Annotated in this window: 15 protein-coding genes; 11 read left to right on the forward strand and 4 right to left on the reverse strand. The window is 59.7% G+C overall.

Annotated elements, in window-relative coordinates; translation table 11 throughout:
• The coding region (locus tag H6G62_RS14460; protein WP_190496331.1) for a transposase at positions 1-462 on the forward strand (462 nt) is incomplete at its 5' end.
• On the opposite strand, the gene H6G62_RS14465 is transcribed toward H6G62_RS14460, so the two are convergent.
• Positions 401-886, reverse strand: a complete 486-nt coding sequence (locus H6G62_RS14465) for a Uma2 family endonuclease (RefSeq protein WP_190496333.1) — start codon at positions 884-886, stop codon at positions 401-403. The genes H6G62_RS14460 and H6G62_RS14465 overlap by 62 nt on opposite strands.
• Before the next feature lie 230 nt (positions 887-1,116).
• Here H6G62_RS14465 and purH point away from each other — a divergent pair, with 230 nt between their 5' ends.
• From purH to H6G62_RS14495, 6 genes are all read left to right on the forward strand, one after another.
• Complete coding sequence (purH, locus tag H6G62_RS14470) at positions 1,117-2,664, forward strand: bifunctional phosphoribosylaminoimidazolecarboxamide formyltransferase/IMP cyclohydrolase (RefSeq protein WP_190496335.1); 1,548 nt, start codon at positions 1,117-1,119, stop codon at positions 2,662-2,664.
• A gap of 68 nt (positions 2,665-2,732) precedes the next feature.
• Positions 2,733-3,290, forward strand: coding sequence for an alpha/beta hydrolase (locus H6G62_RS14475; protein WP_190496337.1), 558 nt, complete (start codon positions 2,733-2,735; stop codon positions 3,288-3,290).
• Between the two features lie 6 nt (positions 3,291-3,296).
• Positions 3,297-4,427, forward strand: a complete 1,131-nt coding sequence (locus tag H6G62_RS14480) for a hypothetical protein (protein WP_190496339.1) — start codon at positions 3,297-3,299, stop codon at positions 4,425-4,427.
• Between the two features lie 388 nt (positions 4,428-4,815).
• The gene (gene rpmG, locus H6G62_RS14485; RefSeq protein ID WP_190496341.1) at positions 4,816-5,004 is read left to right on the forward strand and encodes a 50S ribosomal protein L33; all 189 of its coding nucleotides are present in this window, start codon (positions 4,816-4,818) and stop codon (positions 5,002-5,004) included.
• Positions 5,005-5,013: 9 nt separating this feature from the next.
• Entirely contained in the window at positions 5,014-5,229 is a 216-nt protein-coding gene (rpsR, locus tag H6G62_RS14490; RefSeq protein WP_190496343.1) for a 30S ribosomal protein S18, read from the forward strand.
• 38 nt (positions 5,230-5,267) lie between these two features.
• Entirely contained in the window at positions 5,268-7,304 is a 2,037-nt protein-coding gene (locus H6G62_RS14495; RefSeq protein ID WP_190496344.1) for an RNB domain-containing ribonuclease, read from the forward strand.
• A gap of 7 nt (positions 7,305-7,311) precedes the next feature.
• On the opposite strand, the gene H6G62_RS14500 is transcribed toward H6G62_RS14495, so the two are convergent.
• Positions 7,312-8,523 (reverse strand): tetratricopeptide repeat protein, encoded by a 1,212-nt coding sequence (locus H6G62_RS14500; RefSeq protein ID WP_190496346.1) that lies wholly within the window; start codon positions 8,521-8,523, stop codon positions 7,312-7,314.
• 50 nt (positions 8,524-8,573) lie between these two features.
• Here H6G62_RS14500 and H6G62_RS14505 point away from each other — a divergent pair, with 50 nt between their 5' ends.
• Positions 8,574-10,097: a phospholipid carrier-dependent glycosyltransferase gene (locus tag H6G62_RS14505; RefSeq protein WP_190496348.1), complete on the forward strand. Its 1,524-nt coding sequence runs from the start codon at positions 8,574-8,576 to the stop codon at positions 10,095-10,097.
• A 201-nt stretch (positions 10,098-10,298) separates the two neighbouring features.
• Here the strand turns inward: H6G62_RS14505 and H6G62_RS14510 are convergent, their stop codons facing one another.
• Entirely contained in the window at positions 10,299-11,306 is a 1,008-nt protein-coding gene (locus tag H6G62_RS14510) for an aspartate carbamoyltransferase catalytic subunit (RefSeq protein WP_190496350.1), read from the reverse strand.
• A 209-nt stretch (positions 11,307-11,515) separates the two neighbouring features.
• On the opposite strand from H6G62_RS14510, the gene H6G62_RS14515 reads away from it, so the two are divergent.
• The 3 genes from H6G62_RS14515 to H6G62_RS14525 are packed head-to-tail and all read left to right on the forward strand — an operon-like array spanning position 11,516 to position 14,839.
• Positions 11,516-12,472, forward strand: a complete 957-nt coding sequence (locus H6G62_RS14515) for a hypothetical protein (protein ID WP_190496352.1) — start codon at positions 11,516-11,518, stop codon at positions 12,470-12,472.
• A gap of 38 nt (positions 12,473-12,510) precedes the next feature.
• Entirely contained in the window at positions 12,511-14,202 is a 1,692-nt protein-coding gene (locus H6G62_RS14520; protein WP_190496354.1) for an NAD(P)H-hydrate dehydratase, read from the forward strand.
• 28 nt (positions 14,203-14,230) lie between these two features.
• On the forward strand, positions 14,231-14,839 hold the full coding sequence (locus H6G62_RS14525) for a rhomboid family intramembrane serine protease (protein ID WP_190496356.1): 609 nt from the start codon (positions 14,231-14,233) through the stop codon (positions 14,837-14,839).
• Positions 14,840-14,863: 24 nt separating this feature from the next.
• Here H6G62_RS14525 and H6G62_RS14530 read toward each other — a convergent pair whose 3' ends face one another.
• Complete coding sequence (locus tag H6G62_RS14530) at positions 14,864-15,457, reverse strand: phycobiliprotein lyase (protein ID WP_190496358.1); 594 nt, start codon at positions 15,455-15,457, stop codon at positions 14,864-14,866.
• Positions 15,458-15,505 lie beyond the last annotated feature (48 nt).

Consider the following 15,505-nt stretch of genomic DNA (forward strand, 5'->3'; position numbering starts at 1 on the left):
GTGCTCAACAAACTGCCCAAACGGCAGCAACCGGAGGCGAAACAAGCCCTCTGGGAGATTTATCGAGCCGACACCAAAACCGAGGCCCATCAAGCCTTCAACCGGTTTATCCAGACCTACCAGGCCAAGTATCCGGAGGCCACCCAGTGTCTGGCCAAAGACCGGGATGTCCTGCTCACCTTCTTCGATTTCCCCGCTGAGCATTGGGCGCACATTCGCACCACCAACCCCATTGAGTCCACCTTCGCCACTGTCCGCCTCCGAACCGACAAAACCCGAGGCTGTGTCTCCAAGGACACCATCCTAGCCTTGGTGTTCAAGCTGGTCGAAAGTGCCCAGAAACGCTGGCTCAGAATTCGAGGCTTCAAACACCTCGCGGACGTGATTGAAGGCGTCCCGTTCAAGGATGGATACCGGATGGATGACAACCCCGATATGACTCCAATGCAGGACGTCGCCTAGATCCTAGCCATACACCAGATTTGACAATATCTCCGCAGTTTTCCACAACGAAGTCAGGACAAAGGGGGGCAAAACCCTGGCGCTGTTCCGGCGTCAGGGCGTCCCAGCGATCTGGGCTCACCCATGAGGCATCGGGGGATCGGGTCGCACCGTTGGGCAACTCAAATCCACTCGACGAATCAAAGGCTTTACCCGGCTCCCCAGCATTGCGCCACCATAGATACAACTCCCCCGAAAGGCTCCAATTTCGATAGCCTGTTTCACTCCCGGTCGGTGGGTTCACCATGAGTTCTCCGGTGGCGGTGCGTTCCAGCCTGAGATCGTGGTTAGCGGCGGCTAGGGCGGCAAACTGAGCCGGAGTAACCTGAAGCGCCAGCCGAGCGGGAACGCTGAGACGTAACAATTTTGGCGAAACGTATCCCATGCTTGCCCCCATGCCGTTGGACGAGGTTTATGCCCCCATTGTACTCACCCCGTCCCCTGTGCCTCTATCCCATCCCAGCCGCCTCGCCTGCTTCCTCAGCGGTTGCCGTTGAATCACCCTTATTGAATGCGTTTGCAGGCGTGGTATGGCCGCACCAGGGTTTTCGACAGGCTTCTTCGAGATGTTTTTTCGATATAGTAAGGGCTTGCAGAAACGATAGGGAATCAACCATGGCACGGCTGGCACTGCTGAGCGTATCGGACAAAACGGGGCTGGTGGAGTTGGCCCAGGCGCTCGTGAGCGAATTCGGGTTTGAGATTGTCAGCAGCGGCGGCACGGCTCGCACCTTGGCCGAAGCGGGTTTGCCCGTGACCAAGGTTTCAGACTACACCGGATCGCCAGAAATTTTGGGCGGACGGGTGAAGACCCTGCATCCCCGCATCCACGGCGGCATTTTGGCGCGGCCCGACATGGCCCAGGATGAGGCCGATCTCGTCGCCAACCACATTCGCCCCTTCGACCTGGTGGTGGTCAACCTCTACCCCTTCGAGCAAACCATCGCCAGGTTAGGCGTCACCCTGCCGGAGGCCACCGAACAGATCGACATCGGTGGCCCCACCATGGTGCGGGCGGCGGCGAAAAACCACGCCTATCTCACCATTCTCTGCCAGCCCAGCCAGTACGCCGATTATCTGGAAGCCCTACGCGCCAGCCAGGGCCAGGTGCCGCTGAGTTTCCGCCAAGCCTGCGCCCAGGCCGCGTTTTGGCACACCGCTAACTACGACCAAGCCATCGCCACCTACCTCACCCAGGCCAGCACCGACGGCGAAGGAATGCCGCCCCAGTGGGCCATGATCGGCCAGCAGCACGCCACCCTGCGCTATGGCGAAAACCCCCACCAAAGCGCCGCATGGTATCGCACAGGAGCCACCGCCACGGGCTGGGCCGGGGCCGAGCAGCTTCAGGGTAAGGAACTGAGCTACAACAACCTGGTGGACTTGGAAGCCGCCCGCCGCATCATTGCCGAATTCCCCGACGACCAACCCGCCGCCGCCGTCCTCAAGCACACCAACCCCTGCGGCGTGGCCATGGGCGATACCCTCGCCACCGCCTACCAGCGGGCCTACGAGGCCGATTCCACCTCCGCCTTTGGGGGCATTGTGGTGCTGAATCGGGCTATTGACGCCGACACCGCCCAACAACTCACGGGTACGTTCCTAGAATGCATTGTCGCCCCCGGTTGCGATGCGGCGGCACGGGAAATCCTAGCCAAAAAGCAAAACCTGCGGGTGCTGGTGCTAGAAGACCTGCTGACCGGGCCAAAACAGGCGGTGATGGCCATTGCCGGAGGCTTCCTGCTGCAAAACCCCGACACCTACCGCGACGACCCCGCCACCTGGCAGATCGTCACCGAGGCCAAACCCAACGAGGCTGACCTGTCGGAGCTGCTGTTTGCGTGGCGGGTGGTGAAGCACGTTAAATCTAACGCCATTGTGGTGACGAACCAGCACCAAACCCTCGGCATTGGTGCTGGCCAAATGAACCGGGTCGGCTCCGTGGGCATTGCCCTCACCCAGGCCGGAGACAAGGCTAAGGGTGCCATCCTCGCCAGCGATGGCTTCTTCCCCTTCGATGATTCCGTCCGCACCGCCGCCGCCGCTGGCATTCGCGCCATCGTACAACCGGGGGGCAGCCGCAAGGACGAAGACTCCATCAAAGCCGCCAACGAACTAGGCATGATCATGGCCCTCACCGGAGTGCGGCATTTCCTGCACTAGTCCAAAAAGTTAACGATGCTAACCCCGGTTCATCGCTATCCTCAGGGTGATCATGATTGGTTGCTGCTATGGCGAACTCCCGGTTGCTCACCTCAACCACCCCCACTTCGCACGGGGCCTCAACCACCTTGGTGGTGATCCTGCATGGTTTGGGGAAGCACGTTGAAGATTGGTGCCATGCCCTGAAGGAGGGACTACCCGATGCCGATGTGATGGTGCCCAAGTATCGGGCTGATCTGCTCTCGAACGTCGATCCTCGGCGGGTGGCCGATCAACTGGTGGAGTATATCCATGAGGCTGACCAAGCCCGTGCCCAGCGGGCCGATGGGGGGCAGTATGACCGGATTATCCTGATTGGCTATAGCATTGGCGGGCTGATTATCCGCAAAACCTACCTGATTGCCATGGGCTACGGCGACGATGAAACCCTTGTGCGCAAGGCCAAACCCATGCCCTGGGCCACCAAGGTAGAACGCATTGTGCTGATGGCGGCGATTAATCGGGGCATTTCTAACCTCAAGCCCAAGGCCACCCCCTGGGGGCTGTATGCCCTGCAACAGATCGGTTGGGCCACCATTCCTCGGCTGGGGTTAGGGCAGTTGTTGGCCCAAATGCAGCGGGGATAGCCCTTTGTGGCCAATTTGCGCGTCCAGTGGATTCGCCTCAGCCAAGCCGCCGATTTTCAGTTGCCGCCCACCATTCAATTGTTGGGGGATTTGGATGATGTGGTAGCCGAGGAGGACAATGTGGATGTGCTGGCCGATGCCAACTTTCGGTACATCAAGCTGCGCGATACGGGGCATTCCTCGATCTGTAACTTCCAGGATGCCGAAATGGGAGCCTATCGCCGCACCAAGTTTCTGCAAGCCGTAACCACCCCCATTGCCCAACTAGAGGGAGACGGTGTGGTGAATGGGCAGGAGGTCGGCCAAACCATTGACCATGTGGTGTTTGTCATGCACGGCATTCGGGATATGGGGCTGTGGACGATTCGGGTGAGTGAGGCGGTTGAAACTGCCGCTCAGCAATTGGGCCAGTCGGTAGAAACGATTACGGCGGGGTATGGGTACTTTCCGATGCTTCGCTTTCTATTTTTTGGGGCGCGTCAGGTCAACGTCCGCTGGTTTATGGATCGCTACACCGAAGCTCTGGCCCGGTATCCCCACGCCAAGATTAGCTATGTGGGCCACAGCAATGGCACCTATTTGCTGGCCAGCGCCCTAGAACGATATCGGGCCTGCCGCATTCACCATGTCGCCTTTGCAGGCAGCGTCGTCCCCAAGCAATACCCCTGGGATCGGCTACGGGCGGAGGGACGGGTGCAAGCGATCCGTAATGATATTGCCTCGGCAGACTGGATTGTGGGGGTATTTCCCGGCCTGTTTGAGCTGCTGCACTGGGCCGACCTTGGCACCGCTGGGCACAATGGTTTCCAAGACGATACGCCCAAGGAAAGCTCCTTTGATCGCTACTTTCAGGGAGGGCACGGAGCCGCCCTTACCCCCGCCAACCACCCGTCCCTGGCCTGGTTCATCCTCACCGGAGAACGTATCCCCCCCGACCCGACGCTTCTGGTTGATCAACAAAATGGCTTGATCGCCACCCTAGCGAAGCTGTGTTGGTTGGTATGGCTACTAATTGTCGTCGCGCTAGGGTTGGTGGGCCTGGGGGTAACCATGGGCCTCACGGGGCTAGGGCTTTCCCCAACTTTGGCATGGGGGGCATATGGGTTGCTAGTGCTGCTGTTGATGTACACGCTGTAAGGTCTGGGGGACTGGGCTAGGATGGAGGCGTTGCGCGTGCTCGATGCCCTATGGTTCCTGCCCAGTGGTTTACCAACAGTCGCCTAGCCCTGCCCACGAATCCTGCCGAGGTGGCGGAGTCTACTCTGCTTATGCCCCATCTAATCTAGCCGTCGTCCGCCACATCGCCCTCAATGCTGCCCCGTCAAGACTCTTCTGCCAAAGGAGGAGTCAAGGCCAAATGACTGCAAGCCGGAGGGGAAAGTGATTATCTACTTCGGCTACGCTCATCCTGAGGATGCGTTTGCCCTGGTGAATCTAGGGCACTGTCTTGGCATTTATCAAACTGCTGTGAGATAATGAAAGACTGTGTCTTAACTTCCATCCGCACTACTCTAGGTGAACTGTCATGGCTAAAGGCGTCCGCCTCGTCATTACCCTTGAGTGCACTGAATGCCGGACTAACCCGGACAAGCGCTCTAACGGTGTATCTCGCTACACCACCCAAAAGAACCGTCGCAACACGACGGGCCGCATCGAACTGAAGAAGTTCTGCACCCACTGCAACAAGCACACCGTCCACAAAGAAATCAAGTAAGCAACTCCCATGGCCTATTTTCGTCGTCGAGTATCTCCAATCAAGCCCGAAGAAAAAATTGATTACAAAGATGTAGACTTGCTCCGCAAGTTTGTCACCGAGCGCGGCAAAATTCTGCCCCGCCGCATCACTGGCTTGACCGCTCAGCAGCAGCGGGATCTCACCGTCGCCATCAAACGCGCCCGCATTCTGGCCCTACTCCCCTATGTGAACGGGGAAGGCTAGGCTAGGGTAGAAGGTGGCGATTGTAGGGTAGGGTTCTGGTGGAAAAGGGAACGTTAGTCGAATTCAAACACCAGGGCCAGCCCCGCCTGGGGGTCGTGGATCGGCCTGAGGGAAAGAAAAACTGGGTGGTCATCGACGAGCGTGGCCAATCCCACACCCTACATCCCAGAGAGATAGCCTACGAAGTGGTCGGCGAGAGGTACACTCCCGCCGACATTTCGGCATTTTTAAGCGAGGCGGAGGGCTATATTGATCCCTCTAGCCTGGAAGTGGCCTGGGAATTTTTGACGGAATCTGAGGAGTCTGCTGACCCGGTTTCCCTGGCGGCACTGCTGTTTTCTGACCAAAGCCCGCCCCTGTGCTACGCCGCCCATCGACTGCTGAGCGAAGACAAGATTTACTTTAAGCAAAAGGGCGACCGCTACGAACCCCGCCCTGCTTCCCAGGTTAACGAAATTAAGCACCAACAGGAGCGGGAAACCCAGCGCCAGCAGGAATGGGAATCCTTTATGGCCAAGGCGCGGCAGGGTTTGGCGGGGGAAGCTGTCGCTTGGGACAAGACGGATCGGCCCCGCATCGAGATTCTGGAGCGCTTTGCCCTGCTAGGCGAGGAATCCAGTCAGCGCAACCAGGCCGTGGAATTGCTGAATGCGATGGGCTGTGCCCCAACAGCGGCGGGCGCATTTGATACTCTAGTGGCATGGGGATTGTGGCAGCCCCACGAAAATCTGGCCCTCCGACGCAGCCAGATCCCCAGTCAATTCTCCGAGGATGTCCTAACTATGGTGCAGCAGCGGCTCCAGTCTCCGCCGCCGGATCTCGATGATCCCCAGCGCCTAGACCTGACCCACCTCAAGGTCTACACCGTTGACGATGCCAGCACCCAGGAAATTGACGATGGCCTCAGCCTAGAAACCCTGGAGGACGGTCGCCAGCGAGTTTGGATTCACATTGCCGACCCCACCCGCTGGGTCGTCCCTGGGGATGAGTTAGATTTGGAAGCCCGTCGCCGCTGCACCACGGTCTATCTGCCCACGGGCATCATCCCCATGTTCCCCGCCGAGCTGGCCACCGGGCCGATGAGTTTGATCCAGGGGCAAATTTGCTGCGCCCTCAGCTTTGGTATCGTCCTCGGCGAGGCTGGGGATGTGCAAGACTACACCATCGCCACCAGCTTGATTAAACCCACCTATCGCCTCACCTACGAGGATGTAGACGAACTGCTGGAACTGGGCATTACCGCCGAGCCGGAACTGCATGACCTGGCACGATGGTCGCAGGTGCGGGGGCAGTGGCGCGTCACCCAGGGGGCGATCACCATCAACATGCCGGAATCCAGCATTAAGGTGCTGGAGGCCGAAGACGACATTGTGATTGAGGTACTAGAGGATTCCCCCGCCCGTCAGATGGTGGCGGAGATGATGATTCTAGCTGGGGAAGTGGCCGCCCGCTATGGCCAAACCCACGATCTCGCCATTCCCTTCCGCAGCCAACCCCAGCCAGAATTGCCCTCCGATGAAGAACTGATTCAACTACCGACGGGCTGGGTGCGCGATTCCGCCATTCGCCGCTGCATGACCCGCAGTGAAGTAGGCGTTACCCCCAGCCGCCACGCCACCCTGGGTCTCGACAGTTACAGCCAAGTCACCTCCCCCATCCGCCGCTATCTGGATTTGCTGGTGCATTTCCAGATTAAGGCCCACCTGCGAGGGGATCCGCCGCCTTTCTCCTCCCACGAAGTGACTGAACTCGCCCAAGGAGCCAGCACCGCCGCCTACGAAGCCACCCTAGTGGAACGCCAAACCAAGCGCTACTGGGCCTTGGAATATCTGCGCCGTAACCAGAAGCAGGTGTGGGACGTGATGCTGCTGCGCTGGCTGCGGGAAGACGATGGCCTCGGCCTGATTATGGTGGAAGACCTGGGCCTCGAACTGGCTATGCGCTTCAATCGTTCCGTGATCCTAGGGGAACAGTTTCAGGTGCGGGTCAGCCATGCGAATCCTCGTCAGGACATCATCCGCTTCGAGGAAGTGGCCGTTGAGGATGTTGACCCCAGCCTAGCCACCCCCGCCTAATCTTCACCTAAGGCGCGACGCCCCAAAACTCCATCAGCGCTACAGCCCGTTCCGCGCCTTCGGTATTGCCCTGGCGCTCGTACATGGAACGGGCCAGTTCCACATTGGACACCGCCTGGGCCTGGAAGCCTTGGCCCCATAGCGCCAGACCCAGGTTGTAGAAGGCCGCCGGATCACCAGGGCGAGCCGCCACCACACGACGGTAGGACAACACGGCCTGAAGAAACTGCTCCCGTTCTAGCAGCAGTTCTCCTAGCAGGGCATGGGCCGCAATCAAATCAGGGTCGAGCCGTACCGCTCGCATCAGGTAGTCGAAGGCGGCGTCCCGGTTGCCCTCTTGGTAGAGGATATAGCCCATCTGGTGCTGGGCGCTGGCATTGGTGCTGTTGAGCGTGAGGGCTTGCTGGAGGGCCGCACGGGCGGCGGGAACGTTATCTTGCAACAGATAAAGGCTACCAATGCTGGCATAGAGCGTATCTTTGTTGCTGCTGGCGCGTAACCCTTGGTTAAGGTAAGTAAGCGCCTGGTCGTAGTTGCCCTGCTGAATGTAGAGGTTGCCGAGGGCTTCGTAGGCTTGGGCGTTGCCGGGGGCAAGGCGCACCAGTTCGCGGTAGGTGGCTAGGGCGGCGTCGCTGTCCCCTTGCTGAAGCTGAATGCTGCCGATGCCCAGGTAGGCGTTGGCTTCGCGGGGGTGGCTAGACAGGATCTCGCGGTAGGTGGCCAGGGCTTCCGTGAGTTGGTCGCTGTGGAAGAGGCTGTGGGCAAGGCCGTAGCGAAAGGCCAGGTTGCCCCGATCCAGGGCCACGGCGCGGCGGTAGGCGGTGACGGCTTCGGCATAATTGCCCTGCTGAATCTGGAGATAGCCGATGCCCGAAAAGATGCGAGCATTCTGGGGATCGATCTGGGCGGCCTGCTGGTAGATGACAATGGCCCCCGCCGGATCGTTGGCCGCAACTCTGGCTTGGCCCTGGCGCAGAAGCTCGTCTAGTTGCTCCTGCTGGGCTGCGCTAAGGTTACTGGAGGAGGCATTTTGGGCCAACCACAGAGGGGTCTGTTCGGCCCAGATTTCTAGCCGGGGCTGGGGGATTTCAGCCATGGCCCCCGGTGCAGCGGCCCAGGCTGCCGAAGCGCCTAAGCTCCCCACCAAACCGACCATCACCCCAGCAAAAACGTGACTCCGTTGCACAGGCCATTCTCCTTGATCGTACGTATCGATCATGCGTCGCAATTCTTCATAATAACCTTTTCATTGCCCGACCTTGAGTTGTGATGTCCCAGACCGTCCCCAGAACCCGGCCCTGGCTTTGGCTTTCGGGCCTCAGTGCCCTGGCCCTAGGGCTGCGGCTGTGGGGCTTGGGGCGCTTGAATTCTTTGATTTTCGATGAAATCTACTACGTCCCCTTTGCCCTGGGCTATCTCACCCATACCCCCCAGTTTGATGCCCACCCACCCCTCGGAAAGTACCTGATTGCCCTAGGACTTTGGCTGGGGCAATGGCTTGCGGATGGGCTTCACTGGCCCATGCTGACAGTGGAGGGGCAATCCACCAGCCTGATCGGAGGACGGGCGATGAATGCCGTTGTAGGAGCCACGATCCCTGGTTTGACGGCGATGTTGGCCGATGGCCTTAGCCACGGACAGATCCCCAGCCGACGGATTCGCTTTAGCCTGGTGGCCGCTACGTTGATGACCCTAGAGGGGCTGACCCTAGTGGAATCGCGGCTGGCCTTGATTAACCTCTACTGGCTGTGGTTTGGGTTGCTGGGACAAGTTTTCTGGGTAGTGGCTCCGCAGAAGGCGCATCCCTGCCGCTGGCGGATTCTGGCTGGGATCGCCCTGGGATCGGCCATCAATGTCAAATGGAATGGGGCGGCGTTTTGGTTGGGATTGCTGCTGTGGGAGGTCGTTCGTCCTCAATCTTGCTTACTGACCGCTGGGGTGGGTGGGGGAGGAGACCGTGCCCCTACGAGGTGGATGATTTCTGGTTGGGATGGGCAAGGAGACTGCGCCCCTAGGGGGTGGTGGGTTGGGACGCGGCGTTGGTGGTTGTATTTGGGGTTGATTCCCCTAGCGACCTACGGCCTACTCTGGTGGCCCCACCTGGCGATGACGGGGGACTCCTTTTGGGGTATTCATCACCAGCTTTGGCAGGTTCACCAAACCATTGGCGCAGGTGGTGCTTCCCATCCCTACTGTTCGCTCTGGTTGACCTGGCCACTGATGTTGCGCCCCGTCGCCTACTTTTACCAGGTTCTTTCCCCTGGGACGGTGGTGGCGATTCAGGCCATGGGCAACCCGATTTTGTGGTGGCTGTCCACGGCGGCAATGTTGGCCCTTGGTCTCATCTGGTTCAGCGGTCGGCGGCCATCGTGGGCCATCGCCCAGCCTAAATCTCAGCTTTCCCTGGAATCTTCCCTAGAATCGACGGCCCATGCAACTTCAGTAGACCCCGGTTCGGGAGAGGCTTCGTTCGGTGGAACTGCCCGTGAGTCATCCTTTGCCGTCGAGTCCTTCCTGGTGCTGAACTACCTAGCCCAGTGGCTACCGTGGCTCTTGGTGAGTCGTTGCACCTTTCTCTACCACGCCCTGGGCATGGTGGCCTTTAGCGCCCTGGCCTTGGCTTGGTTAATGTCGGTTTGGCTGGGTCATCACCGCCGATCCCATCGGGTCATGGCCTGGGCGATGCTGGGGCTAATTGTCCTGGGATTTCTCTTTTGGTTGCCCGTGTTCTTGAGTTGGCCGCTGTCTGCCGATGCCCTGCAACGCCGCTGGTGGCTCCCCACTTGGATTTAGCGTCAGGGCCAACGATAGCAGATTGCACTTGGGTGAAGTGCATTATGATGATCCCCCCTGCCCCCTTATCAAGGGGGGTACAGAAGGAAACTCAGACTACTAGGCACTGGGGGGATCTAGAACCCAGAAATGAGGTATCTCACCCCATCGAGAACCGCCATAGCAATACAATTTTTCTAGCCTATCCCCACTCTCCACTCCCTACTCCCCTTTCCCAACACCCATCAAATATAGCAGGGCCATGCGTACCGCCACGCCGTTGGTGACTTGTTCGCTGATCAGGCTGAGGGCGGGGTCGTCCATTAGGTCGGAGCTAATTTCGACGCCGCGATTGGTGGGGCCGGGGTGGAGCAGTTTGACGTTGGGTTCGCAGGCGTTGAGGCGGTTGCGGGTGAGGCCAAATTCGGCATGGTATTCGCGCAGGCTGGGTAGGCGGTGCTGGGTCATGCGCTCCTTTTGCAGGCGCAGGGTCATGACAAAATCGGCATTCTCTAGGGCGGGGGCGAGGCGGCTGTGCTGCACCACCTGGCGATGAATGGGCAGGGGCGATTGCCGCATAAAGGCTTCGGCAAAGCCCGGTGGTAGCAGGGTGGGCGGGGCAGCGAGGTGAACGTCGGCTCCGCAGGCGGTGAGTGCCCAGAGGTTAGACCGGGCTACCCTGGAATGGAGGATATCGCCGACGATGGCGATTTTGAGTCCGGCTAGGGCTTGGCTGGTGGGCTGGTCGGGGTTGAGGGATAGGGCCAGGGTGAACAGGTCGAGAAGGGCTTGAGAAGGGTGGGCATGGAGACCGTCGCCGCCGTTGAGGACACCGACGCCGCTCTGGAGGCGATCCATTTCATCGGCAATGGTTTGGGGCACCCCGGCATCCTGGTGGCGAATCACCATGAGATTGGTGCCCATGGCCAGGTAGGTTTTGGCCGTATCTAAAATGGTTTCGCCCTTGGTGAGGGAGGAGGTGCCGGGGGCAAAGTTCAGCACATCCGCCGACAGCCGTTTGGCCGCCAGTTCAAAGCTGCTGCGGGTGCGGGTGGAGGGTTCAAAGAACATATTGGTGACCACCAGCCCTTGCAGGGCGGGCACCTTGCGGGTGCGGCGCGACAGCACATCGCGAAAGCTGACGGCGGTTTGGGTCACGGTTTCCAATTCCGCCGCCGTAAAGTCTGCCAAAGACAACACATGTCGCCGTTCCCAGGTGGCTTCCGTCATGGCCTGTTTACCCTTTTACCCATCTGCTAACCCATGCCGTTTCTAACCATACCCGCAAGCGCCCCAGCCGATCTCTTCTTTTAGTGATTCGCTTTTAAAAATCTGCGCTAACATCCACTTGACGAAGGGCAGGAATGGTACACAACCATTTCTCAATTCAAGGTTTTGTGATGGCTCAGTTTTTGTGATGGGTAGGAGTGGTGATCCCTATGCAGCGTTACTCCCGGTTAGGTGAAGGGTTGAGTCGGTTTGGCCAGAAAGCCCAGAAAGCATCGATGTCCCCCCAGGCCCGTCGAGCTGGGTTGGGAATTCTGTCGGCCCTGACGCTGGCCTCGGTGATGGGTCAGGGATCGGCCCAGGCCCAGGGCTATGATATTGTGCCGCCGCTCCCCGCCGGGGTGGTGCCCGTGCCCGTCAGCCCCATGCCCCAGACTCCGGCCAGTGGTCAGCAGTTTGTGGTGTTTGTGAACGACACTAGCGAGGCCACCCTGCGCCAGGTGCAAATGGTTGAACCCACCGCCTTTCGGACGACCTTCCAAGGCCAGCCTGTGATCCAGGCGGGGCGTTTCAACCACTCCGCCAATGCCCAAATGCGGGTCAACGACCTGGCCAGTCGGGGGGTCTCAGCCCAGATGAGTGCGGCTCCAGCGGCTCAGCCCGTCTTTGCCCAAACGCCGACCATGCCCAATAATGTCTATGCCGCTTCGGGTACCCTGCCGCCACTGCCTGGGGTCACAGTCATTCCCCCCGGTGGTAGCGTATCGACCCTACCCATGCCCAGCGTTCAGCCGCCCCCGGTTAGCCCGTCCGCGTCCGGCAATGTGGAATTTGGCCAGCAGTTGTCCTACACCACTCCCGCCAGCCCTGCCAATAGCTACCCGGTGAATATGCCCCCCCCCAGTGGCAGCACCGCCATGGCCACTCCGGCGGAGGTTCCCAACGCGCCCTTTTATGTGGTGATTCCCACGGCTGAGTCCAACCTTCAGGCCGTTAGTGCACAGATTATTCAGCTCGGCACGCCAGCGGATCGGGTGCAGATGCGTACTGCCCCCCGTGGCCCCCATGTGGCCGTTGGCCCCTTTGCCGACCGAGGTTTGGCCAACCAGTGGAATAACTTTTACCGAGATGCGGGTCTTTCTAGCAGCCGAGTTTTCTTCGAGCGCTAGGATCATGGTTCATCCCATGACACTATGACGACCAAGCCATGACTCCAAAGCCGTTGTCACCCTCCTACCGGATATCCGCTAAGGATCCCGATTGGGTGGTAACGGCAGCGATCATGCAGGCCATTGAATCCGCCATGTTTGAGGCGGGGATGCCCGTGGCGGCGCTGATGGAAAAAGCAGCCCAGCGTATGGTGGCCTGGGTGATGGGGCGTTTCCCTTGTTCTACCCATGCCCAGGTGGGGGTGTTGGTTGGCCCCGGCCACAATGGCGGTGATGCTTTGGTGATGGCGCGGGAGTTGGCCCATGGGGGCTATAGCGTCCAGATTATTTCTCCCTTTGAGCGCCATAAACCTCTGACTGCTGACCATCTCCGTTATGTACACGCCCTAGGTTTGCCGATTACGTCAGCGTGGCCTCTAGGTGATGGGCGAGGAGACCTCGTCCCTACGGTGGGTTGGGCTGGGAACCAGGGTTTTCCAATGCGGATTGGGTATCAGACCGTGGATCTCTGGATTGACGGTCTGTTTGGTTTTGGCCTAGAACGTCCTGTGGAGGGGACAATAGCGGATCTGATCGCGGCCATCAACGCCCATCCGGCCCCGGTGGTCAGCTTAGATTTGCCCTCCGGTCTACACACCGACACCGGGCAGGTGCTCGGCACCGCCATCCAGGCCACCCACACCCTCTGCCTGGGGCTGTGGAAACGGGCTTTTTGTCAGGATGTCGCCCTGCCCTACCTCGGCCACCGCCATCGGATTGACTTCGATATTCCCCCCTTTGCCCTAGATGCGGGGTTGAGAAACGAGCCGCCTGTCCGTTGGATTAGTGCCCCAGAAGCCCTAGCCCGTCTACCCTTGCCGCGCCCTGTCAATACCCACAAATACCAGGTGGGGCAGATGTTGATTGTGGCTGGATCGCGGCAGTATGCCGGAGCGGCGCTGTTGGCAGGGTTGGGGGCCAGGGCCAGCGGCGTAGGGATGCTCACCCTGGCGGTTCCCGAATCTCTGCGGCTGATGGTGGTGGCCCAACTGCCCGAAGCCCTGGTGATTGGCTGTCCTGAAACCGATACCGGAGCCATCGCCCAGTTTCCGGTTGGCCTAGCCGATCAGATCAACCGCTACGACGCGATTGCCTGTGGCCCTGGTCTGTCGCGGCAGGCGGGGGCAGTGGTGGATACGGTTCTAGCCAGCGACCGTCCCCTGCTGCTGGATGCCGATGCCCTGAATCACCTAGCCGAAGGCGATCCGGTGACTACCCTGGCCCAGCGTCCGGCACCAACCCTCCTGACCCCTCACCTAGGCGAATTTCAGCGACTCTTCCCACATCTTTTGGCTCAATCCTCAGACCCCGGCCAAGCCGCCCAAACCTCCGCCGCCCAAAGCCGCAGTATCGTGGTGCTCAAGGGAGCTTGCACCGCCCTAGCCCACCCCGAGGGTCAACTTTGGTTCAACACCGAGAGCACCCCCGGCCTAGCCCGTGGCGGTAGCGGTGATGTGCTGACGGGGCTGATTGGCGGACTTTTGGCCCAGAGCATCGCGGATCAAAAAATCACGACCCAAGGCAACCGTTGGAATTTGGCCCTGGATGCGGCCCTTGCTGGCGTGTGGTGGCACAGTCAGACCGCCAGAGATCTAGCCACCCGTTACACTGATTTGGGCATTGATGGCCCCCGCCTAGCATCCGCCCTCACAGGCACCCTAGCCCATCGATGCTCAGATCCTATCCATTAACCCGATCCCATCCATTCAAGCGATCCTGATGACTAGCCTGCTTTCCCTACCACCGTTGCCAGAGGGGTTTCGCCAAGGTATTGCCTTGTTGACCTATGGGTTGCTGCTCATCTGGGCCTTGGCTGTGGTGGATTTGCTCACCGGACGGCGGCTGTGGCATCATCTGGGCATTCAGCCCCGTCGTCTAGCCGGATTGCCGGGGATTTTTGTGGCCCCCCTGCTGCACCAAGATTTTCGCCATACTGCCGCTAATTCGGCCCCTTTTATCATTTTGGGCAGCTTTATCCTACTCCAGGGGCTAGAGGTGCTGGGCCTGGTGACGGCCCTCTGCTGGCTACTCAGCGGCCTGGGCATTTGGCTGTTGGGGCGCAAGGGCACTGTCCACTTGGGGGCCAGTGGGGTCATTTTCGGCTACTTAGGCTACCTGCTGCTGCGAGGCTATTTTGATCGCAGCGTACCAGCCGTAGCCTTAGCGATTTTGGCAGGGTTGCTCTATGGCGGCACCCTTTGGGGTTTGCTTCCCCTGCAACGAGGCAAGTCTTGGATAGGCCATGGGGCGGGCTTTTTGTCCGGGGTCTGGGTGGCGCGTCACCTGGAGGCCATCCAGACCTGGTGGATGCAAAATTCTGGTTGGTAGGAGAGGGGCGAGGTCACCTCGTCCCTACCAGCCAAAGGCTGAAAATGCCCCACTGCTCAGGGCCAGATCTTCCTCCGATGGGGCTGGGGTGTCGGCCTCTACCACCCGCATTTCGGCACAGAAGGATGCCGTGCTAAAGCCGCCAAAACGTTTCACTACACTGGTTCGCAGGCGCAGATTGGGATTAGCAAACCAAAACCGCTCGATGGAACTCATGGTTTCATACTCGGTGGTGAGCAGCAGCCCTCCCTCGTCATCGATTTCGTAGCGACCAATGACGGGCACAATTTCGGCATAGCCCCGTTCGCGCAGCAGTTGACCCGTTTTGGGGTTGTCGGCATCGGGGACTAGGGAAAAGACGGTGCGCCCCTCGTGGTTTTCGTCGTCCTTATCCCAGGCCATTGACCCCTGCCAGGTCACCAGGGCACCGCCCACCGCCAGGGCTGGATCGACGCTGTGCAACTGGCAAATTTCGACAACGCTGGGGTCTTCGGCCTCCAGGGCTTCGACGGCGATGATTGATCCACCCAGTTCCGCCCGTCGGAAAGGGAGGTGGTGAGTGGTGCGCTGAGAGTTCCACTGGCCCGCGCTGAGGCGGAAGAAATCCATTACATCCATGGAGCTAGAGAGATGACAAGAAAACAACAAAACTGCCGCGAGCCTAAA

The organism is Phormidium sp. FACHB-1136 (assembly GCF_014697375.1).
Classification (GTDB): Bacteria; Cyanobacteriota; Cyanobacteriia; order Phormidesmidales; family Phormidesmidaceae; genus Nodosilinea.